The 22,049-nt window shown below is 72.8% G+C and carries 15 protein-coding genes; 8 read left to right on the top strand and 7 right to left on the bottom strand.

All coding sequences use genetic code 11. The features are described from left to right. The first annotated feature begins 148 nt into the window (after positions 1 to 148). Positions 149 to 1,948 (top strand): phosphomethylpyrimidine synthase ThiC, encoded by a 1,800-nt coding sequence (thiC, locus tag ACN20G_RS12190; RefSeq protein WP_424212773.1) that lies wholly within the window; start codon positions 149 to 151, stop codon positions 1,946 to 1,948. Between the two features lie 94 nt (positions 1,949 to 2,042). Continuing rightward, positions 2,043 to 3,413, top strand: a complete 1,371-nt coding sequence (locus ACN20G_RS12185; protein ID WP_424212772.1) for a VWA domain-containing protein — start codon at positions 2,043 to 2,045, stop codon at positions 3,411 to 3,413. Positions 3,414 to 3,452: 39 nt separating this feature from the next. Here the strand turns inward: ACN20G_RS12185 and ACN20G_RS12180 are convergent, their stop codons facing one another. The 4 genes from ACN20G_RS12180 to ACN20G_RS12165 form a co-directional block, all read right to left on the bottom strand. Further along, the gene (locus ACN20G_RS12180; RefSeq protein ID WP_424212771.1) at positions 3,453 to 4,724 is read right to left on the bottom strand and encodes a glycosyltransferase; all 1,272 of its coding nucleotides are present in this window, start codon (positions 4,722 to 4,724) and stop codon (positions 3,453 to 3,455) included. Positions 4,725 to 4,943: 219 nt separating this feature from the next. Beyond that, entirely contained in the window at positions 4,944 to 5,774 is an 831-nt protein-coding gene (locus ACN20G_RS12175) for a hypothetical protein (RefSeq protein ID WP_424212770.1), read from the bottom strand. Between the two features lie 152 nt (positions 5,775 to 5,926). Next, positions 5,927 to 7,078 (bottom strand): metallophosphoesterase, encoded by a 1,152-nt coding sequence (locus ACN20G_RS12170; RefSeq protein WP_424212769.1) that lies wholly within the window; start codon positions 7,076 to 7,078, stop codon positions 5,927 to 5,929. Between the two features lie 318 nt (positions 7,079 to 7,396). Further along, complete coding sequence (locus tag ACN20G_RS12165; RefSeq protein WP_424212768.1) at positions 7,397 to 8,512, bottom strand: LacI family DNA-binding transcriptional regulator; 1,116 nt, start codon at positions 8,510 to 8,512, stop codon at positions 7,397 to 7,399. Positions 8,513 to 8,964: 452 nt separating this feature from the next. Here ACN20G_RS12165 and hisC point away from each other — a divergent pair, with 452 nt between their 5' ends. Next, positions 8,965 to 10,047 carry a histidinol-phosphate transaminase gene (gene hisC, locus ACN20G_RS12160; protein WP_424212767.1) on the top strand — a complete coding sequence of 361 codons (1,083 nt, stop codon included), beginning with the start codon at positions 8,965 to 8,967 and terminating at the stop codon, positions 10,045 to 10,047. A gap of 55 nt (positions 10,048 to 10,102) precedes the next feature. Here hisC and ACN20G_RS12155 read toward each other — a convergent pair whose 3' ends face one another. Beyond that, positions 10,103 to 10,480 (bottom strand): cyclophilin-like fold protein, encoded by a 378-nt coding sequence (locus ACN20G_RS12155; protein ID WP_424212766.1) that lies wholly within the window; start codon positions 10,478 to 10,480, stop codon positions 10,103 to 10,105. A gap of 197 nt (positions 10,481 to 10,677) precedes the next feature. On the opposite strand from ACN20G_RS12155, the gene ACN20G_RS12150 reads away from it, so the two are divergent. From ACN20G_RS12150 to ACN20G_RS12135, 4 genes are all read left to right on the top strand, one after another. After that, positions 10,678 to 12,183 (top strand): cytochrome ubiquinol oxidase subunit I, encoded by a 1,506-nt coding sequence (locus ACN20G_RS12150; protein WP_424212765.1) that lies wholly within the window; start codon positions 10,678 to 10,680, stop codon positions 12,181 to 12,183. A gap of 19 nt (positions 12,184 to 12,202) precedes the next feature. Next, positions 12,203 to 13,207, top strand: a complete 1,005-nt coding sequence (cydB, locus tag ACN20G_RS12145) for a cytochrome d ubiquinol oxidase subunit II (RefSeq protein WP_424212764.1) — start codon at positions 12,203 to 12,205, stop codon at positions 13,205 to 13,207. 206 nt (positions 13,208 to 13,413) lie between these two features. Beyond that, the gene (cydD, locus tag ACN20G_RS12140) at positions 13,414 to 17,076 is read left to right on the top strand and encodes a thiol reductant ABC exporter subunit CydD (protein WP_424212763.1); all 3,663 of its coding nucleotides are present in this window, start codon (positions 13,414 to 13,416) and stop codon (positions 17,074 to 17,076) included. Between the two features lie 116 nt (positions 17,077 to 17,192). Continuing rightward, on the top strand, positions 17,193 to 18,902 hold the full coding sequence (locus ACN20G_RS12135; protein ID WP_424215482.1) for a GAF domain-containing sensor histidine kinase: 1,710 nt from the start codon (positions 17,193 to 17,195) through the stop codon (positions 18,900 to 18,902). Positions 18,903 to 18,954: 52 nt separating this feature from the next. On the opposite strand, the gene ACN20G_RS12130 is transcribed toward ACN20G_RS12135, so the two are convergent. Both ACN20G_RS12130 and ACN20G_RS12125 read right to left on the bottom strand, forming a co-directional pair. Further along, complete coding sequence (locus ACN20G_RS12130; RefSeq protein WP_424212762.1) at positions 18,955 to 19,893, bottom strand: Cof-type HAD-IIB family hydrolase; 939 nt, start codon at positions 19,891 to 19,893, stop codon at positions 18,955 to 18,957. Positions 19,894 to 19,941: 48 nt separating this feature from the next. After that, positions 19,942 to 20,844, bottom strand: coding sequence for an LLM class flavin-dependent oxidoreductase (locus ACN20G_RS12125; RefSeq protein WP_424212761.1), 903 nt, complete (start codon positions 20,842 to 20,844; stop codon positions 19,942 to 19,944). Between the two features lie 382 nt (positions 20,845 to 21,226). Here ACN20G_RS12125 and ACN20G_RS12120 point away from each other — a divergent pair, with 382 nt between their 5' ends. After that, entirely contained in the window at positions 21,227 to 22,006 is a 780-nt protein-coding gene (locus tag ACN20G_RS12120; protein ID WP_424212760.1) for an L-threonylcarbamoyladenylate synthase, read from the top strand. The last annotated feature ends 43 nt before the right edge of the window (positions 22,007 to 22,049 follow it).

Below are 22,049 nucleotides of genomic sequence, written 5' to 3'. Positions count from 1 at the left end.
CCTTTGCACTACGCGGGAGCTCGGAGCACCGGGCTGAGAGGGCGCTGACAACCGAGGGTCGCATCACACGATGCGGGTCCCGACGGGAACGGCTGCGTCGACCGCTGAACCTGTTACCGGGTAATGCCGGCGTAGGGAGATGGGTCTCATGACCATGCAGCACACAGGCACGCCCGGGTCCGGCCAGGACGCCCCGGGGAGCACGGGCGAGCGCGCGCCCGGATGGCACAAGGGCTACGTCACGGGCTCCCGGCCCGACCTCCGCGTGCCCGTCCGCCAGGTCCACCTGACCACCGGCGACCACGTCACGCTGTACGACACCTCCGGTCCGTACACCGATCCGAACGTCGACACCGACGTCCGACGCGGCCTCCCCCCGTTGCGGGAGAACTGGATCATCGGCCGGGGGGACACCGAGGAGTACGCGGGCCGACCGGTCCGCCCGGAGGACGACGGCATCAGGCACACCTCGCCGCGCGGCGGGCTGCGCAACCTCGACGCGGTCTTCCCGGGCCGGCCGCGCGTGCCCCGCCGGGGCCGGGACGGCGCGGCCGTCACCCAACTCGCCTACGCCCGGCGGGGGGAGATCACCCCCGAGATGGAATTCGTGGCGCTGCGCGAGAACGTGGCCCCCGAGGTGGTGCGCGAGGAGATCGCGGCGGGCCGCGCCGTCCTGCCCGCCAACGTCAACCACCCCGAGATCGAGCCGATGATCATCGGCAAGCGGTTCCTGGTGAAGGTCAACGCCAACATCGGCAACTCCGCCGTCACCTCCTCCATCGAGGAGGAGGTGGAGAAGATGACCTGGGCCACCCGCTGGGGCGCCGACACCGTCATGGACCTCTCCACCGGGCGCAACATCCACACCACCCGCGAGTGGGTGCTTCGCAACTCCCCCGTCCCGATCGGCACCGTGCCGCTCTACCAGGCCCTGGAGAAGGTGGACGGCCGGGCCGAGGAGCTGACCTGGGAGGTCTACAAGGACACCGTGATCGAACAGGCCGAACAGGGCGTGGACTACATGACGGTGCACGCCGGAGTGCTGCTGCCGTACGTGCCCCTGACGGCCCGTCGCAAGACCGGCATCGTCTCGCGCGGCGGCTCGATCATGGCGGCCTGGTGCCTGGCGCACCACCGGGAGAACTTCCTCTACACCCACTTCGAGGAGCTCTGCGAGATCCTCGCGGCCTACGACGTGACCTACTCCCTCGGCGACGGCCTGCGTCCGGGGTCCATCGCGGACGCCAACGACGCCGCGCAGTTCGCCGAGTTGAGGACCCTGGGCGAGCTGAACACCATCGCCAAGCGCCACGGCGTGCAGACTATGATCGAGGGCCCGGGGCACGTCCCGATGCACAAGATCAAGGAGAACATCGACCTCCAGCAGGAGATCTGCGAGGAGGCCCCGTTCTACACCCTGGGCCCGCTCACCACCGACGTCGCGCCCGCCTACGACCACATCACCTCGGGCATCGGCGCCGCGATGATCGCCTGGTGGGGCACCGCGATGCTCTGCTACGTCACGCCCAAGGAGCACCTGGGCCTGCCCAACCGGGACGACGTGAAGACCGGCGTGATCACGTACAAGATCGCTGCGCACGCCGCCGACCTCGCCAAGGGGCACCCGGGGGCGCAGGAATGGGACGACGCGCTCTCGGACGCCCGCTTCGAGTTCCGCTGGGAGGACCAGTTCAACCTGGCCCTCGACCCCGACACGGCGCGTGAGTTCCATGACGAGACCCTGCCGGCCGAACCCGCCAAGACCGCGCACTTCTGCTCCATGTGCGGTCCGAAGTTCTGCTCCATGAAGATCAGCCGTTCCATCAGCGAGCAGTTCGGCGGGGACGGCGACGCGAGCCCCGAGGAGATCGAGGCCGGGATGCTGGAGAAGTCCAGGGAGTTCGCGGCCGCCGGCAACCGGGTCTACCTCCCGCTGGCCGGGGACTGACCCACCGGCGCCCCCGCCCCGTCCCCCGTCCGGGACGCGGTGGGGGCGTTCGGTGTCTTGCCCCGGGGGGAGGGGCTGCGGGGAGACTGGGCACATGACCGGAACCTCCTTGCCCAAAGGTGGCAACGTGCCCGTCGACGCCCCCGCCGTGCACGCCGTCCTCGGCTGGACCACACGGCCGGGGGTGCCCGAGGTCGACGCCTCGGCCCTGGTGCTCGGACCGGACGGCCGGGTCCGGGACGACGACGACTTCGTCTTCTACAACCAGCCCCGGCACGCCTCGGGCGCGGTCCGACACCTCGGCAAGCACCACGCCGGCACGGGGTTGACCGACACCCTGGAGATCCGGCTGGGCGCCCTCGAACCGACGGTGGAACGGGTGGTGCTCGGGGCCTCGGCCGACGGCGGGAGCTTCGGGGCGGTGCCCGGGCTCACGCTGCGGCTGCTCGACGCGGTGGGCGGGGCCGAACTGGCCCGGTTCGAGATGACGGCGGCCTCCGAGACCGCGTTCATCTGCGGGGAGCTGTACCGGCGCGCCGGCGGCTGGAGGTTCCGGGCGGTGGGTCAGGGGTACGCCAGTGGGCTCGCCGGGCTGGCCACCGATTTCGGCATCACCGTGGACGACGCCCCCGCGCCGACGCCCGCGCCGGTGCCCGTGTCCCCGCCGCCGCCGGCCTCCGCGCCACCGGCCCCGTCCGCGCCGGGCGCCGGCGAGCACCTGTTGCCGCCGGAGATGCGGCAACGGCTCTCGCTGCGCAAGGAGCAGGTGGCCGTGAGCCTGCGCAAGCACGGGGCCGTCGGGATCACCGCGCGGATCGTGCTCGTCCTCGACGCCTCCGGGTCGATGAGCGCCCTCTACACCCGGCGCACCGTGCACGACGTGGTCGAGCGGATGGCGGCGGTGGCCGCGCAACTCGACGACGACGGCGAGATGCAGGCGTGGACCTTCGCCTCCCAGCCCGCCCGCCTGCCCGACCTGCGGATCGGGCAACTGCCCCGCTGGCTGGAGCTGCACGTCCGGGTGGGCCGGATGGGTCCGCTGTTCGGCCGGGCCAAGCGCCCCCGCGACCTGGTCGAGGGGCAGGTGGACATGAGGCTGGTGGGGGTGCAGAACGAGGAGCAGAAGGTGATCGCCGAGGTCCGCGAGCACGTGCGCCGGCACCCCCTGCCGCACCCCACCCTCGTGCTCTTCTTCTCCGACGGCGGGGTCTACCGCAACGCGGAGATCGAGCGGGAGCTGCGGGCCGCCGTGGAGGAGCCGATCTTCTGGCAGTTCGTCGGTCTGGGCCGGGCCCAGTACGGGGTGCTGGAGCGCTTCGACACCCTGCCCGGCCGGCGGGTCGACAACGTGGGCTTCTTCGCCGTCGACGACATCGCCGGCCTGCCCGACGGGGAGCTGTACGACCGGCTGCTCTCGGAGTTCCCCTCCTGGATCACCGCCGCCCGGGCCGCCGGGATCCTCTGACCCCGCGTCGGCCCGGGCCCGGGTGCGGGGGTCGGCGGTTCAGACCCCGGCCGGGGCCGGCCGGTGGGGCGGCGGTGTTTCACGTGAAACAGCGCCCGTGACCGCCGCTTCCCAGCCGGGTGCGGGCAGCTCCGCGGCGCGTGTTTCACGTGAAACACGCTGGGCGGACTCCGCCGCCTCCTGCTCCGCGAGGGCCTGTTCGGCGTAGGCCCGGTTGGCGAGGGTCTGGCGCCGGTAGGTCTCGGGGAGGTCGGGCAGGGCGAGCAGCCGGTCGCAGGCCCAGAGGGAGGACTCGGGCTCGCCCACCCAGTAGGCCGCGATCGAGTACTCGAAGAGCAGGCCCCAGCGGTACACCCAGGGCTGGGTGAAGAGCAGGTCCTCGGGGGCCGGCCGGTCGAGACCGGCCCGGGACACGGCGTGAGCGGCCTGGTGCCGGCCCAGCAGACGCAGCCGGGAGGCGAGTTCGTAACTCGCCTCCAGTCGTTCGGGACGGGTCTCCCAGGCCCGGGAGAGGGCGTCCATCGCGGCCGGCCAGTTGCCCCCGTCCGCGTGCAGGATCCCGGCCTGGAGCAGGGACCAGTAGACCTCCTCGGCCCAGCCGCCCATCGCGGCCCGGCGCTCGTAGAGGCGGATCGCGGCCCCGCTGTCGCCCAGGTCGCGCATGGTCTGCGCGAGGTAGAAGACCGTCCGGGTGTTGGTGGGGTCGCGTTGCAGTTCGGCCCCGAGCAGCCGGGCGTCGCGGGTGAACTTGTCGTGCCGGGAGCCCCCGTCGGCGTGGTCGACGATCACCAGGGCGTCGATCAGGGCCTCGGTGGTCACCAGCGGGGTCGTGGTCTCGGCCCCGTGCGCCCCGGTCCCGTGCGCCCCGGCCCCTGCGGCGGGCGGGTCGGTGGTGAGGTACTCGTGGGTGACGCCCTCGTACCGCCAGGGCAGGTCGCCGCGGACCAGCCGCTTGATCCGGTACTCGGTGACGCCCTCGTGCCGGAGCAGGTGGGCGTCGGCGAGCAGCGGGGGCAGGGGGGCGTCCCGGCGCAGTTCGAGGTCGGCGTCGAGGAGCAGCAGCCAGTCGGCACGGCCCCGGGCGTGGGCCAGGTTCAGGCTGCGGTTGTGTCCGAAGTCGACCCAGGGCTCCTCGACCAGCTCTCCCGGGATCCCGGCCAGACTCGCCCGGATCAGCTCCTGGGTGCCGTCCGTGGAGCCGGTGTCGGAGATCACCCAGGTGTCGATGAAGTCCCGGACGGAGGCGAGACAGCGCTCGATGACGCGCGACTCGTTCTTGACGATCATGCAGAGACAGATGGTCGGCTTCACGCGGTGTGACGTTAGGTGTCGGCTGCTCGTTCGAGCGCGACGGCGCGCCGGGGTGCGCCCCCGTGGGTGTCTGTCATGGACCTTTCGGCCGACCCCGATCGGGTTGTCCTGTGCCACCTGGGGTGTTGTCCTCCTCGCGGCGGTATCGGCGCCCGGTGCGGGAGGGGGAGTCGGCGCCGAGGGGTGGGCCGGTGGGGGCCGAGGTGTTCGTGCGCAGCATTACGGAGTGTCGTCGGGATCTCGGCCGGTTCGCGGGGGCTCGCCGGTGGGCCCCTCGAAATCGGGGCCCCCGAAGTCCGGGCCGGTGAACCCGGGCCCGGTGTATCCCGGGCCGGTGAAACCGGGCGAGACGTGGCCGGGCGGTCGGGTCGCGGGGTGTCGGGTGGGGGCGGCGCCCGGCGGGGTGACCCCCGGCCCGAGGGTGGGATCGGCGAGGGCGTCGCGCAGGAAGGGCATGATGCCCCGTTCCAACAGGGCGTTGCGCCATGCCTCGTGGGCCCGGGAGAGTTCTTCGGGGACCCCGGCGGCGAGGTCGGCGGAGACCTCGGTGGAGCTGTTGCGGACGGCGGTGACCAGCAGTCCCACGGCGGCGAGGAGGATCGCGACGGCGGTGAGCCCGCCGAACAGCCAGCCCGCCGTGAGGATGGTCTCCGCGAGGGCCGGTTCCGGGTCCAGGGCCTTCAGCACCCAGCCGACCAGCAGGAAGATCAGCATGGCGGTCGCGGCCAGGACCGGGGCCAGGACGAGCACCATCGCGCTCGCGCCGGCCCCGCCGCCGGCTCCCTCGCCGCCCCGGGCACCGGCGCTCTGCGCGGCGGCCACCTCGTCCCGGGACTGTTCCCGGGTGCGGACGTAGTGCCCGTACTCGGCCGCCGCGGCGGCGGTGAGCAGGGCGGCGGCGCTGGTGGCCATCGTGCGCAGTTGTTCGGCGTTGAGTCGTTCCCCGATGCCGGCGAGTTCCGGACGGTCCTCGGCGGAGCGCAGTGCCTCGTCGAGGATCCGCTCGAATTCGGGCCGGTCCTCGTTCAGCAGGTGCGGAGCGTTGGTCATGTGCCTCCCCCGATGCTCCGGCGGGGTGCGCTCGGCCGCGCGGACGGGCGGCGGACCCGACGGAGGAGATCCTGCTTCGGACAGGGCGATGGTAGAGCGCCCCTGCCGCAGGGAGACAGGGGCTTTCGGGAAATACCCGGTCCGAGGGCCCGTCAGTCCCGCAGCGGGAGTTCCACGACGAGCAGTCGGCCGGCCATCGTGACCCCGCCGTCCATCGCGATGGCCAGGCCGTCGGCGTAGACGTGCGGGCCGGTGACGGGCGGCGGGCCGGAGTCCTCGGCGCCCTCCTCGGCGGCGACCTCGCCGAGCAGGTAGGGGATCGGGCTGTGGCCGTGCACCACGCGGCTGCCGCCGTAGGCGTCGAGCAGTTCGCGCACGGCGGCGGGGCCGGTCTCGGGGTCGCGGAAGGCGAAGCGCTTGGTGAACTTGCGGAACAGGTCCCAGGTCTCGTTCGCGTCGTGCAGGTTCAGCAGCTCGTGGATCTTGTCGTTGACGTCCTCGATGGTGTCGCCGTAGTCCCGGTAGGCGGTGGTGTCGGAGTGCAGCAGCAGGTGGTCGTCGACCAGGGCCGCCGCGTCGAGCCGGGACATCCACTGCAGGTGCACGTCCTGGAGCCGCTCCATGTCCGTGCCCTGGCCGCCGTTGAGCAGCCAGGCGGCGCGGAAGGTGGCGGTGCCCGCGCCGGAGACCACGGGGGTGTCGCCGAAGCGCTTGGCGCCGATCAGCAGCAGCTCGTGGTTGCCCATCAGGGCCTTGCAGAAGCCGCCGGCGGCGGCGGCCTCGGCGGACAGGCGCATCACGAGGTCGATCACGCCGATGCCGTCGGGGCCGCGGTCGGTGAAGTCGCCGAGGAACCACAGGCGGGTGTTGCCGGCGCGCCAGTGGGCCTGGTCGTCGATGAGGCCGGCGATGTGCAGCTGGGTGAGCAGCTCCTCCAGGTAGCCGTGCACGTCTCCGACGACGTACAGCGGGCCCGGTCCGCCCGGGACCCCTTCGGCGCGCTGTTCCACGTGGATCGCCACGGTGTCCCCGGGGCCGCCGCGACCGATGATCGGCAGGTCGCGCTCGGTGGGGGTGTAGCCCTCCGGGTCCTCGTCGGGGAGCTCGTCGGAGGCGCGGACCGTCATGCGCTCCACCGCCGGCGGACCGGCGGGGGCGGGGACGCGCGGGTACGCGACGGGCGCCGGCGCGGCGGCCGGCTCGAACGCCTCGACCGGGGCGGTGGGTCCGTCGAACGCGGGGACCCGGAAGTCCCGCAGCGTCGCAGTCCGCACCGCGGGTCCCTGACCGGCCCCCTGAGTCATCGACCCCTCCACCACCGTCGCGCTGCCGTGCACCCGCGGCCTGTCCGTCGGGGGACGAGAGAGGCCGTGATGTCGTGCGCCCATCATAGGAATGCGGCTCGCGCTCTGTGACGCACCAGGGGTGGTGAATCCTGGCCGGAGCATGGTGTTCCGGTGGTTTTTCGCTGTTTTGTTCCGTTGACCGCCGTCACACCTGCGGGGCATCCGGGTCCTTCGGCCCGTGGACCCGGGCGCGGTGGGCGGTCGCGGGGGTGGGGAGCGGGGGACTGTGCACGTGTCACCTCGTGCGTTTCGGTCCCCCGCCGGGCGGGTCGGAGGTCAATCGGCGGCGGGTGACCTGGGCGGGCTGATGGTGACGCGGGGCTGCCGGCGCCGGGAGGAGGTGCGGACGATGAGCTCGGTCGGGACCACTTGTTCCACCGGTCCGCCGGTGTCCACGCCCTCGATGGCGTCGATCAGCAGTTGCACCACGGCGGTGCCGATCCGGCGCGGTTTGAGGGAGAGGGTGGTGATCGGGGGTTCGGTGGTGGCGTAGACGGTGGACTCGCTGCAGCACACGAGCAGCAGGTCCTCGGGGACGCGCAGCCCGTACCGGCGGGCCGCGGCCAGCAGGTCGGTGCCGTTGGGGTCGAAGAGGCCGTACACGGCGTCCGGGCGGTCCGGACGGGCGAGCAGTCGATCGGCGGCGACGGCTCCGGCGCACGGGTCGTGGGCCGGGTAGGACTCGTAGACGGGGTCCTGGCCGACGCGTTCGCACCAGGTCAGGTAGGCGGTGGTGGAGAGCCGGGTGTAGGTGTCGGTGGTGGTGCCGGTGAGCAGGCCGATCCGGCGGGCGCCGGCGTCGGCGAGGTGGTCGAGGAGGTCGAGGACGGCCGCCTCGTGGTCGTTGTCCACCCAGGCGGTGACGGGGACGGACCCGGCGGGGCGTCCGTCGGAGACCACCGGGAGCCCTTGGCGGACGAGTTCGGTGACCACGGGATCGTGGTCGGAGGGGTCGATCACGACGGTGCCGTCGAGGGCGACGTTGGACCACACGTCGTGCCGGGAGGTGGCCGGCAGGATCACCAGCGCGTAGCCGCGGGCGAGTGCCGCCGAGGTGGCGGCCCGGGCCATCTCGGCGAAGTAGGCGAATTCGGTGAAGGTGAAAGGTTCATCCCCGTACGTGGTGACGGTGAGGCCGATCAGTCCGGACTTGCCGGTGCGGAGGGTGCGGGCCGCGGCGGAGGGGCGGTAGCCGAGTCGGTCGGCCACCTCGCGGACATGGCGACGGGTGGCGTCCGGGAGACGACCCTTGCCATTGAGCGCGTCGGAGACGGTTGTGATCGAGACGCCGGCCGCGGCGGCCACGTCCCTGATGCCGGCCCGGCCCTGTCGGCCGGTGGGACGCCGGGGGGTGTCGGTCCGGCTCACCTGATGCTTCCCTGCTGCTGTCATGGCGAGCCGATGGTAGGGCCCGGAAGGGTGGACGGCTCGGCTGCATATGCACGCGTTGACAGGCACGATTCTGCAAGGTTCGCCACCCCAGATTTCCTTGTAAGGCAAGGTCGTTGGGGCTGTGGGCCCTCGGTGCTGCTTGTCGCCGCGAGAGGTCATGCCAAGTCGACAAGGTCTCGGACAGATCACAACTCACCTGTACGAGCGACGCGCGCTACGGCGCGAGCCACGGGCGCGCGCATATATGCGCGCGCTCCCCCTGCCATTCGAGCGCCCCCGGATGCCTCCGTTCGTGTCCGGTCCCGGCCCGTCGGACCGTGTCGGGGGTCGAAGCGGAGCGTCCGGATCGGTGCCCGGGAACCGTTTCCGTGGCCCGGGAATCCTCATAAGGTGAGAAGTATTGACGCGGCGCCCCGCCGCACGGTCGTTGGGAAGGTCGAGGAGGACCTGCGGTGAGCGAGAAGAGCCCGAGGCTGCGCGCCGAGCTGGACGGCATCCCCACCTACAAGCCGGGCCGGCCGGCCTCGGCGGACGGCCCGGTGGCCTGGAAGCTGTCCTCCAACGAGAACCCCTACCCGCCGCTGCCGGGGGTGCTGGAGAGCGCCGTCGCGGCGGCCTCGAACTTCAACCGGTACCCGGACATGGCCTGCACCGGGCTGGTGGCCGAGCTGGCGGATCGATTCGGCGTCCCGGTCGGGCACATCGCGACGGGCACCGGTTCGGTGGGCGTGGCCCAGTCCCTGATCCAGTCCACGGCCGGTCCGGGCGACGAGGTGATGTACGCCTGGCGCTCCTTCGAGGCGTACCCGATCATCACGCGGATCTCCGGGGCCACCCCGGTCGAGGTCCCGCTGACCGCCGGGGACGCGCACGACCTGGAGGCCATGGCCGCCGCGATCACCGAGCGGACCCGGCTGATCTTCGTCTGCAACCCGAACAACCCGACCGGCACGGTGGTCCGCCGCGCCGAGCTGGAGCGGTTCCTGGACCGGGTGCCGGCGGACGTGCTGGTGGTGCTGGACGAGGCGTACCGCGAGTTCATCCGCGACGCCGACGTGCCGGACGGCATCGAGCTCTACAGGGACCGGCCCAACGTGGCGGTGCTGCGGACCTTCTCCAAGGCGTACGGCTTGGCCGGGCTGCGGGTCGGCTTCGCCGTGGCGCACGAGCCGGTGGCGGCCGCGCTGCGCAAGACCGCCGTCCCCTTCGGCGTGAGCCAGCTCGCGCAGGACGCGGCGGTGGCCTCGCTGCGGGCGGAGGACGAGCTGCTGGGTCGGGTGGGTTCGCTGGTCGCCGAGCGGGCGCGGGTGTACGACACGCTGCTGGCGCAGGGCTGGACGGTGGTCCCCGAGACGCAGGCGAACTTCGTGTGGCTGCGGCTGGGCGAGCGGACCGCGGAGTTCGCGGCGGCCTGCGAGAAGGCCGGTGTGGTGGTCCGGCCCTTCCCGGGCGAGGGCCTGCGGGTCACGATCGGCGAACCGGAGGCGAACGACGTGTTCCTGCACACGGCGGGCGCGTTCCACAAGGAGCTGTAGCGCGGCCGGCGCGGTCGGCGCGTCGGGTCGAGGACGGTCTGGGTCGGGCTCCGACTCAGACCGTTTCCGCGTTCTCCACCCGGATCGGGTCGCCGTCGCGGACCGTGGCCAGCAGGCGGGGGTCGCCGTCGAGGGCGCCGAGCACGTTGCAGGGGCTCGCGAGTCGGCTCTCGTTCCCGCGCGAGATTGGGGTGGGGCCGTACGGCAGGGCCAGGGCGTCGCCCTCGGTCCAGAAGGCGACGGTGCCCGGTTCGACGACCTGGCGGGCGTCGGATTCGAGGGCGACGGAGACGCCGGTGTCGAAGTAGACCTCCTCGCCCCAGGTGTGGGCGGTGGCGGAGATCGGCAGGGACGCCCCGAGGGCCTTGGCCGTGGGGGTGTCCTCAAGGGTCGCGGTGAGATGGCCGGCGGGCCAGGAGATGCGTATCTTCATGCGCCGCATTCAACAATCTGTTGATTTTTTCCGCTAGAGGGCCCCCCGGCCGAAAGTTGCCGACAGCAGTACGACATAATGCTTGTGAATGTGAACGCGTTCACAAGCGTGTCCGGTTTCATCCCCCCTTGTCGGGGGCATCCCGGGCAAACTGCCGCTGTGACCACGGACCACGGCGACGTGAAGGAGAAGACGACGTGGATCTAGCTTTGGCGCCGGAAACACTGGCGCGATGGCAGTTCGGCATCACCACCGTCTACCACTTCCTCTTCGTCCCCCTGACCATCTCGTTGGCAGCGCTGGTCGCGGGCCTCCAGACGGCCTGGGTGCGCACGGAGAAGGAGAAGTACCTCAGGGCCACCAAGTTCTGGGGCAAGCTGTTCCTGATCAACATCGCCATGGGCGTGGTGACGGGCATCGTGCAGGAGTTCCAGTTCGGCATGAACTGGTCCGACTACTCGCGGTTCGTCGGGGACATCTTCGGGGCCCCGCTGGCCTTCGAGGCCCTCATCGCCTTCTTCTTCGAGTCGACCTTCATCGGTCTGTGGATCTTCGGCTGGGACAAGCTGCCCAAGAAGATCCACCTCGCCACCATCTGGATGGTCGCCATCGGCACCGTCCTGTCCGCCTACTTCATCCTGGCGGCCAACTCCTGGATGCAGCACCCGGTCGGCTACAAGATCAACGAGGCCAACGGCCGCGCCGAGCTGACCGACTTCTGGGCGGTGCTCAGCCAGAACACGGCCACCTCCCAGTTCTTCCACACCATCACGGCCGCCTTCCTCACCGGTGGCGCCTTCATGGTCGGCATCGCCGCGTACCACCTGCTGCGCAAGAAGCACGTCGCGGTGATGCGCACCTCGCTCCGCCTCGGCCTGGTCACCGTCATCGTCGGCGGCCTGCTCACGGCCGTCAGCGGCGACGTGCTCGCCAAGGTCATGTTCAAGCAGCAGCCCATGAAGATGGCCGCCGCCGAGGCACTGTGGGACGGCGAGAAGAGCGCGCCCTTCTCCGTCTTCGCCGTGGGCGACGTGGACAAGGGCCACAACAAGGTCGCCATCGAGATCCCCGGCCTGCTGTCCTTCCTCGCGGACAACGACTTCAACTCCTACGTGCCCGGCATCAACGACGTGAACAAGGCCGAACAGGAGAAGTACGGGCCGGGCGACTACCGCCCCGAGATCCCGGTCGCCTACTGGGGCTTCCGCTGGATGATCGGCTTCGGCATGGCCTCCTTCGCCCTCGGCTGCGTGGGGCTGTGGCTGACCCGGAAGAGGTTCCTGCTGCCGCCGGCCCTGCGGACCGGTGAGGACGAGAGGCCGCACCTGGTGCTCTTCAAGAGCCCCCTCGGCCCCCGCCTGACCCGGCTCTACTGGCTCACCGCCGTCCTGACCCTCGGCTTCCCGCTCATCGCCAACTCCTGGGGCTGGATCTTCACCGAGATGGGCCGTCAGCCCTGGGTGGTCTACGGCGTGCTGCGCACCGAGTCCGCCGTCTCCCCCGGCGTCTCGCAGGGCGAGGTGCTCACCTCGATGATCGTCTTCACCCTGCTGTACGCCGTGCTCGCCGTCATCGAGGTCAAGCTCCTCGTCAAGTACGTCAAGGCCGGCCCGCCCGAGCTGACCGAGGACGACCTCAACCCGCCCACCAAGATCGGCGGCGACGACAAGAACGCCGACCGTCCGATGGCCTTCTCGTACTGAGGCGGAGGAGACCACCACCATGCAACTCCACGACGTCTGGTTCGTGCTCATCGCGGTCCTGTGGATCGGCTACTTCTTCCTGGAGGGCTTCGACTTCGGTGTCGGCGTCCTGACGAAGCTGCTGGCCCGCGACCGGACCGAGAAGCGCGTCCTCATCAACACCATCGGCCCGGTCTGGGACGGCAACGAGGTCTGGCTGCTCACCGCCGGCGGCGCCACCTTCGCCGCCTTCCCCGAGTGGTACGCCACCCTCTTCTCCGGCTTCTACCTCCCGCTGCTGCTCATCCTGGTCTGCCTGATCATCCGGGGCGTCGCCTTCGAGTACCGCGCCAAGCGGCCCGAGGACCGCTGGCAGACCAACTGGGAGCAGGCGATCTTCTGGACCTCGCTGATCCCCGCGTTCCTGTGGGGCGTGGCCTTCGCCAACATCGTGCGCGGCGTGAAGATCGACCAGCACAAGGAGTACGTCGGGACCTTCTTCGACCTCCTGAACCCGTACGCCATCCTCGGCGGCCTGGTCACCCTCACCCTGTTCACCTTCCACGGCGCGGTGTTCACCGCCCTCAAGACGGTCGGTGACATCCGGGAGCGGGCCCGCGCCCTGGCCACGAAGCTCGGCCTGGCCACCGCCGTCCTCGCCCTGGTCTTCCTGATCTGGACCCAGGCGAGCAAGGGCGACACCGCGAGCCTGATCGCGATGCTCGTGGCCGTCGTGGCCCTGGTCGCGGCCCTGGGGGCCAACCTCAAGGGACGCGAGGGCTGGTCCTTCGCCCTCTCGGGCGTGACCATCGCGGCCGCCGTCGCGATGCTCTTCCTGACGCTCTTCCCGAACGTCATGCCCTCCTCGCTGAACGACGCCTGGAACCTCACGGTCACCAACGCCTCGTCCAGCCCCTACACCCTGAAGATCATGACCTGGTGCGCGGCCATCGCCACGCCGATCGTCCTGCTCTACCAGGGGTGGACCTACTGGGTCTTCCGCAAGCGGATCGGCACCCAGCACATCGCCGACGCCGCCCACTGACGGCCGGGTCCCACCCGACGCCGGCCGGAGCCCGTCCGCTCCGGCCGGCGTCCCCCCACTTCTCGCCGCGCGGACCACGCGTCCGTCGATGTTTCACGTGAAACAGCCCCCGCGCTGCCCCACCCCACGGGTGCTGTTTCACGTGAAACACCGCGACCGGCCCCGTGCCCGGCGCCCGCCCGACCCTGCCAAGGGGGCTGTTTCACGTGAAACCGATCGACCCGCGACTGATCCGCCACGCTCGGGCCACCCGCGTCTTCCTCGGCGCGGTGGTGCTCCTCGGCCTGCTCGGCGCCGGTCTCGTGATCGCCCAGGCCATGTTCATCGCCGATCTGGTGGTCGGGGCCTTCGAGGACGGGAAGGGCGCGGGCGCCCTGCGCACCCCGCTGGTGGGGTTGGCCGCGGTGGCCCTCGGTCGGGCCCTGGTCTCCTGGCTCACCGAGCTCGCCGCCCAGCGGGCCGGCGCGGCGGTCAAGTCCGAGCTGCGGGCCCGGCTGCTGGACCGGGTCGCGGCCCTCGGGCCGGGCCGCGCCGATCTGCCCGGCACGGGCGCCCTGGTCACCCTCGCGGTCCGGGGCGTGGACGCCCTCGACGACTACTTCTCCCGCTACCTGCCCCAGCTCGGCCTGGCCGTGGTGGTGCCGGCCGCCGTGCTGGCCCGGGTGGTGACCGAGGACTGGGTGTCGGCGGCGATCATCGTCTGCACCCTGCCGCTGATCCCGATCTTCATGATCCTGATCGGCCTGGCCACCCAGAGCCGCATGGACCGCCAGTGGCGGATGCTCTCCCGGCTCTCCGGCCACTTCCTCGACGTGGTCGCCGGCCTGCCCACGCTGAAGGTCTTCGGCCGGGCCAAGGCCCAGGCCGAGGCCATCCGGACGATCACGGCGGACTACCGGCGGGCCACCCTGCGCACGCTGCGGATCGCCTTCCTCTCCTCCTTCGCGCTGGAACTGCTGGCCACCCTCTCGGTGGCGCTGGTGGCCGTGACCATCGGCATGCGGCTGGTGCACGGGGACCTCGACCTGCACACCGGCCTGATCATCCTGATCCTGGCCCCGGAGGCGTACCTGCCCCTGCGGCAGGTGGGCGCGCAGTACCACGCGGCGGCCGAGGGGCTGGCGGCGGCGGAGGAGATCTTCGCCGTGCTGGAGGCCCCGGACGGGGCCGCCGGCGGCGGGACCGGGCCCGAGTTCCTCGGGCCGGCCGGGGACCGGACCCCGCCCCGGGTGGAGTTCGAGGGGCTCGCGGTGGTCCGTCCCGGGCGGGCCGCGGCCTCGCCGGGCCCCGTCACCGCCGAGGTGCCCGCCGGCACGGTCACGGCGCTGACCGGCCCGAGCGGCTGCGGCAAGTCCACCCTGCTCGACGTGCTGCTGGGCTTCGCCCCGGCCTCCGAGGGCCGGGTGCTGGTGAACGGCACGGACCTGGCCACGCTGAGCCCGCAGGCCCGGGAGCGGTGGCGGTCGACGATCGCGTGGGTCCCCCAGCACCCGCACCTGTTCGCGGGCAGCATCGCCGAGAACGTGCGACTGGCCCGGCCCGACGCGGACGACGCGCGGGTCGAGGCGGCGCTGCGGGACGCGGGCGCGCTGTCCTTCGTGCGGGAGCTGCCGGCCGGGGCGGACACGGTGCTCGGCGAGGGCGGGGTCGGGCTCTCGGCCGGTCAGCGCCAGCGGCTGGCGCTGGCCCGGGCCTTCCTCGCGGACCGGCCGCTGCTCTTGCTCGACGAGCCGACGGCGGCCCTGGACGGGGAGACCGAGGCCGGGATCGTGGAGGCGGTGCGACGGCTCGCGGTGGGCCGGACCGTGCTGCTCGTCGTGCACCGGCCGGCGCTGTTGGCGGTGGCCGACCGGGTGCTGGAGATCCGGGCCGAGGACCGGGCGGAGGCCGGGGACCCGGTGGCCGGGGAGTCGGCGGACCGGGGGACGCGGGCGCCGGCCGATCCCGGCGAGTGGATCCTGGGCACCGCCCCGGAGAGCACCCGTGAGGCCCGGGACGCGGTCACGGAGGGCGTCACGGCCGGGGCCGCACCGGGGGTCCCGGCGCCCGCGACCCGGGAGGCCCCCGCGCTGCCCGCGCTCGCGCGGGTGCGGGCGGCGGCCGGGGCCCGGCGCGGCCGGTTCGGGCTGGGCCTGCTGCTCGGCGCGCTCGCCGTGGGCAGTTCGGTCGGGCTGATGGCGGTCTCCGGCTGGTTGATCTCCCGGGCCTCCGAGCAGCCGCCGGTGCTCTACCTGATGATGGCGGTGACCGCGACCCGCGCCTTCGGCATCGGCCGGGCCGTGTTCCGCTACGCGGAGCGGCTGGTCTCGCACGACGCGGTGCTGCGGATCCTCGCCGACCTGCGGGTCGCGGTCTTCCGCCGGCTGGAGCGGATCGCCCCGGCCGGGCTGCGCGAGCAGCGTCGGGGCGACCTGCTGACCCGGCTCGTGGCCGATGCCGACGCCCTCCAGGACTACTGGCTGCGCTGGCTGCTGCCGGTGGGCACGGCCCTGCTGGTCGGCGTGGGCTCGGTGGCCTTCACCGCCTGGCTGCTGCCGGCCGCCGGCGCGGCCCTGGCCGTGGGCCTGCTGCTGGCCGGGGTGGCCGTGCCGGCGCTCAGCGGGGCGGTGGCCCGACGGGCCGAGTACCGGCTGGCGCCCGCGCGCGGGGACCTGGCCGGGCGGATCGCCGAGCTGTTGACCGGGCTGGGTGAACTGACGGTCGCCGGCGCCCTGCCCGAGCGGCGGGAGCGGGCCCGCGCGGGCGACGCCGTGCTGACCCGGATCGCGGCGCGCGGCGCCGCCGCCGCCGGACTGGGCGCGGGGCTGTCGGCGCTGGTGTGCGGGTTGACCGTGGTGGCCGCGGCGGCCTTCGGCGCGGACGCGGTGGTCGACGGGCGGCTGTCCGGGGTGGCCATGGCCGTGGTGGTGCTGACGCCGCTGGCGGCCTTCGAGGCGGTGACCGGGCTGCCGCTCGCCGTGCAGTACCGGCGTCGGGTCAAGCGGAGCGCGGAGCGGCTGTACGAGGTCCTGGACGCGCCGGTCCCGGTGGCGGAGCCGGCCGAGCCGGCCGCGCCGCCCGCCTCCCCGTTCCCGCTGACCCTGTCCGGGCTGGTCGCGCGGCACCCGGGGCAGGAGGCGGACGCCCTGCGCGGGGTGGACCTGGCCCTGACCGCCGGCCGCCGGATCGCGGTGGTGGGTCCCTCGGGCTCGGGCAAGACCACGCTGGCCCAGACCCTGCTCCGGTTCGTCGACCCGACCGGCGGGGAGTACCGGCTGGGCGGGGTCGATGCCCGCACCCTGGACGGGGACACGGTCCGCGAGCGGGTCGGGCTCTGCGCGCAGGACGCGCACGTCTTCGACAGCTCCATCCGCGAGAACCTGCGGCTGGCCCGGCCGGGCGCCTCGGACGAGGAGCTGTGGGAGGCGTTGGCCGGGGCCCGGCTGGCCGACTGGGCGCGGGGGCTGCCCGAGGGGTTGGACACGATGGTCGGCGAGCACGGTGCCCGGCTCTCGGGCGGTCAGCGACGCCGTCTGGCGCTGGCGCGGGCGCTGCTCGCGGACTTCCCCGTGCTGATCCTGGACGAGCCGGCCGAGCACCTGGACCTGGCGACGGCGGACGAGCTGACGGCCGACCTGCTGGCCGCGACCGAGGGCCGGACCACCGTGCTGATCACCCACCGGTTGGCGGGTCTGGAGGCCGTGGACGAGGTGCTGGTGCTGGAGGCCGGGCGGATCGCGCAGCGCGGCGGGTACGCGGAACTGCTCGCGGAGCCGGGTCCGCTGCGTCGGATGGCGGAACGGGAACGGGCCGCGGACGCGTTGCGCGTGCCCGCCGGCGCGGGTGCCGGGTCCGTCGGTGAGGCGTACCCGACTTTCCCTGGTAAATAGGACTAACTAGGCTCAAGAGCATGTCAGTGCAGGAGTCGCAGCAAGAGTCGGGTTCCCCGGACCCGGCAGCCCCGTCCTCGTCCCCCCGGGGCACCGGAGCGACCGGCCCGGGGGTGATGGGCGAGGAGCCGGGCGGGGTCGATCCGGTGACGGCGGCGACCGAGGCCACGCGGGGCCTGCAGGGGCTGTCCACCGAGCTGACCGCCCGGGTGCCGCAGCTGCTGGAGGCCATGCGCTCGGTGGGCACGGGGCTGGAGCTGCACACCACCCTGGACCGGATCTGCGAGACGGCCGCCGAGCTGGCGGGGGCCCGGTACGCGGCCATCGGCGTCGTGGACACCGAGGGCCGGGGGCTGTCGGACTTCGTGACGTACGGGATCAGCGCGGAGCAGGCCCGCCGGATCGGGCACCGCCCGGACGGCAAGCGGGGGCTGCTGGGCGCGTTGATCCGGCATCCCGATCCGGTGCTGCTCGCGGACCTCACCAAGGACTCCCGGTCGGCGGGCTTCCCGGCGCACCACCCGCCGATGAAGACCTTCCTCGGGGTGCCGATCCGGGTGCAGGGCGAGATCTTCGGCAACCTGTACCTGGCCGAGAAGCACGGCGGGGTGGAGTTCAACGACTACGACGTGCACATGGTCCGGGTGCTGGCCACCGAGGCGGGCATCGCGATCGGCAACGCGCGCCTGTACGAGGCGGCCACCCAGCGCGAACGGTGGATCGACGGCTCGGTGGCGGTGACCACGGCCCTGCTCTCGGGCGGGGACGCCGACGACGCCCTCGTGGTGGTGGCCGAGCAGGCCCGCCGGCTCGCGGACTCGGCGGCCGGGATCGTGCTGCTGCCGGCCGGGGAGGGCGGCATGGAGATCGTGGCGGTCTCCTCCGACAACCCGGCGTCCTCGCTGGGTGTGGTGCTGCCGCCGGAGAGCCCGGTGGTGGACAAGCTGCTCGCGGGCGAGCCGGTGTTCGTGGAGGACGCGGCCACCGACCCGCGCATGATCAGCCGCCTGACCAGCCAGTACGGGCCGTGCATGATGCTGCCGCTGCAGAGCGGCGGCCGGGTGCTGGGCGCGCTGGTGACCCCCCGGGCCCGGGGGAAGCGGCCGTTCACGGAGGCCGAGCGGACCCTGGCGAGCCAGTTCGCCTCCCAGGCCGCGCTGGCCCTGATGATGGCGGAGGCGCAGCGGGACCGGGAGCGGCTGGCGGTCTTCGAGGACCGGGACCGGATCGCGCGCGACCTGCACGACCTCGTGATCCAGCGGCTGTTCGCGACGGGGATGATGCTGGAGGGGGCGCAGCGGCGGTCCATCGTGCCGGAGGTGCGTGACGGGGTCGGCAAGGCGGTGGACGAGCTGGACGTGACGATCCAGGAGATCCGGACCGCGATCTTCGCCCTTCAGCAGGGGCCCGCGGAGGCGCCGTCGGGGCTGCGGACCCGGGTGCTGCGGGAGATCAACATGGCGGCCGTGCCGCTGGGCTTCAAGCCGGCGCACCGCTTCCTGGGGCCGGTGGACGCGGTGGTGGGCGAACTCGTCGGCAAGAACCTGATCGCGGCCCTGCGGGAGGCCCTGTCGAACGCGTTCCGGCACGCCGAGGCGGGCCGGATCGAGGTGGTCCTGGACGCGACGATCACCCTGGACGACGGGCGGCCGGGGGTGCGGCTGGAGGTCGCCGACGACGGGGTGGGCATCCCGGAGGGCGGGCGGCGCAGCGGGCTGCGCAACCTGCGCCGGCGGGCCGAGTCCCTGGGCGGGGCCAGTTGGTACGGCCCGGGCCTCGGCGAGGACGGCGGCGGCACCACCCTGGTCTGGCAGGCACCGCTCTAGGGCCCGGTCGGGCGCGCGGGCGGGGTGGGTGCCCCGCCCGGCGGCCGGGGGGTCAGGCGCCGTGCGGCGGCGCGGCCGGCAGGTCGCCCTGGGCGGCGAGGATCCGTTCGATGACCACGGCCACGCCGTCCTCGTTGTTGCCGACCGTGCGTCCGCCGGCGGCGGCGATCACGTCGGGGTGGGCGTTGCCCATGGCGTAGGAGGAGCCGGCCCAGGACAGCATCTCGATGTCGTTGGGCATGTCCCCGAAGGCGACCACCTCGGCGGGGCCGATGCCCCGTTCGGCGCAGCACATCTCCAGGGTGCTTGCCTTGCTGACGCCGAGGGCGCTGATCTCCAGCAGGGCGGTCGGGGAGGACCGGGTGATCGCCACCCGGGTGCCGGCCACGCGGCGGGCCAATCGGAGGAACTCGTCGGGGGCCAGCTCGGGGTGGTGCGCGAGCAGCTTGATCATGGGGGCGGCGGTGGCCCCGGCCTCCTCGGCGAGCAGCTTCTCCGCGCCGGCGACGGTGGCGCCCGGGTCCTCGAAGAACGGTGGGTAGTCGGGCTCGTAGTGGATGCCGGTGGTGAGCTCGACGGCGAAGGAGGTGCCGGGGGCGGCGGCGCGCAGATCGTGCACGACCTCCAGGGCGCGGGCCCGGGGCAGCTCGCGGACCTTCACGATCCGCCGGCCGGCGTGCAGGTCCACGACGGCGGCGCCGTTCGCGCAGATGGCCAGGCCGTGGCCGTGCACGTGCGCGCTCACCACGTCCATCCAGCGCGAGGGCCGGCCCGTGACGAAGAAGACCTCCACGCCGGCGCGTTCGGCGGCCTCCAGCGCGGCGATCGTGCGCGCGGAGACGGTCTGGTCGTCCCGCAGCAGGGTGCCGTCGAGGTCGGTCGCGATGAGCCGGACGCGCGCGGGGGTGGGCGCCGCGCCCGTGCCGGACGGGGTGGGGTGGAGGCCGTCGGGCCCCTGGGAAGCCGAGGTCACACCCCCATCTTCACCCATCCGGCGCGCGGGCCGACCGGCGCCGGCCGGACCGCGCGCGGGCCGGGCTCAGCCGAGCAGGCCCGGGGCCTCGACGGCGATCCGCTCGAAGACGGCGTGGTCGGCGGCGAAGACCGAGTCGGCGATGGGCCAGTGCAGCACGAGTTCGGTGAACCCCAGCTCGCGGTGGCGGCCGGCGAAGTCCACGAATGCCTCGACGGAGTCGAGCACGCGGTTCTGCTCGGGGGTGAAGCCGGTGAGCAGGATCCGGTCGAGTTCGGCGGCGTCCCGACCGGCCTCGGCGCATGCCTTGTCCAGCCGTTCGAGCTGTCCGCGCAGGGCCGTGAGGGATTCCTCGGGAGTGCCGGACTCGTACAGCTTGGGATCGCCGGTGGTGACCCATGCCTGCCCGTGCCGGGCGGCCAGCCGCAGTCCGCGCGGGCCGGTGGCGGCGACGGCGAAGGGCAGCCGGGGGCGCTGCACGCAGCCGGGCAGGTTGCGGGCCTCGACGGCGGAGTAGCGCGGGCCGCGTTCGGTGACGGCGCCCTCGGTGAGCAGCCGGTCGAGCAGCGGCACGAACTCGGCGAAGTGGTCGGCGCGCTCCTTCGGGGTCCACGGCTCCTGACCCAGGGCCTCGGCGTCGAATCCGTTGCCGCCGGCCCCGATGCCGAGGGTGATCCGGCCTCCGGACACGTCGTCGAGGGTGATGAGCTCCTTGGCCAGGGTCACCGGGTGGCGGAAGTTGGGGGAGGTGACCAGGGTGCCCAGGCGCATCCGTTCGGTGGCGCCGGCGGCGGCCGTGAGGGTGGGCAGGGCGCCGAACCAGGGCCCGTCCCGGAAGGACCGCCAGCTCAGGTGGTCGTAGGTGTAGGCGGTGTGGAAGCCCAGCTCCTCGGCCCGCCGCCAAGCGGCCCGACCCCCTTCGTGCCAGCGGTGGACGGGAAGGATCACGGTGCTCAAACGCAGGCTCATGCCCCCGACCCTAAGCCCCCACATTCCGCTTCGCAGGGTTCGTGGGCCGCGGGGCGGACCGGTGCGGGGGCGGATCGAGGAGGCGAACTACAGCTTTCGGCGCGGGGCGCAGTTTGGTGTCTCAGGGGGTGAACGGGGGCTGATCCGGGGGATTCGGCGCGCGTAGCGTCTCGTCATGCAAGCCGGATTCGCTCGACATGCGAGACGGATCTGATGCGCGGCAGCGTGCGAGAGGGCTCTGGTGAGCTTCTTCGGCCCGCCGTGTTTCACGTGAAACAACGCCCGGCGCGGCTGTTTCACGTGAAACACGGCGGGACGGCGCGGTCGTCACCCGTCCTGTGCGCCGCTCCCGTCCGGAGCCGCCGAGAGAAACGAGAAGCCGATGTCGAACACCCCCCGGGCCCAGTGGCAGGGCGAGATCGTCCCCGAGGCCCTGGCGGCCCTGTCCGCCCCCGGCGCCCTGGTGGTGAGCGCCACCAAGGTCGGCTACATCCTCATGACCACCGACGGCGAGGGCCTGGAGCGGAAGTTCGACGCCAAGGTCCGCAACCGCAACAAGCCCGGCGTGGTGCTGTGCGCGGACCTGGAGCAGCTGAAGGAGGTGGCGCAGCTGAACGAGGAGACGCTGGAGTTCTACGAGCGCCACTGGGACCAGGACGTGCTGCTGGGCTGCATTCTGCCCTGGCGGCCCGAGGCCCTGGAGCTGCTGCCCGACGAGACGGCCCGTGAGCTGGCCCGGGACGGACGCGGCACGAGCTGCTTCGTCGTCCGCTTCGGCCGGCCGGCCGAGCAGCTGGTCGCGGCCCTGTGGGCCGAGCGCCGTCTGGTCTTCGCCAGCTCGGCCAACCCCTCGGGCATCGGCAACCGGGGTCGGGTCGCCAACATCGGCAGCCGGATCGAGGACGCGGCCGACTTCATCCTGGCCGCCGACGACTACGTGCTGTCCATCCAGCCCGACAAGGACGACGACACCCGCCACGAGCAGGGCGTGATGGTCTCGATGGTGGACGAGCGGGGCGCGCTGGTGCCGGTGCAGAAGGGCGAGAGGTCCGTCTCCCCGGCCCCGAGCCTGATCCGGCGCGGCCTGGACTACCCGGCGATCATGGAGAATCTGTCCGAGGTCTACCCCTCGTGGGACTACCGCCAGGGCGAGTACTACTGACGGGTGCCACGGACGGTGCCACGGACGGGGACGGGCGGACCGG

This window comes from Streptomyces dryopteridis (genome assembly GCF_049606955.1).
In the GTDB taxonomy this organism is placed as follows: Bacteria; Actinomycetota; Actinomycetes; order Streptomycetales; family Streptomycetaceae; genus Streptomyces.
The sequence above is the reverse complement of the archived record's forward strand: the minus strand, read 5'-3'. Positions and strand labels throughout refer to the sequence as shown.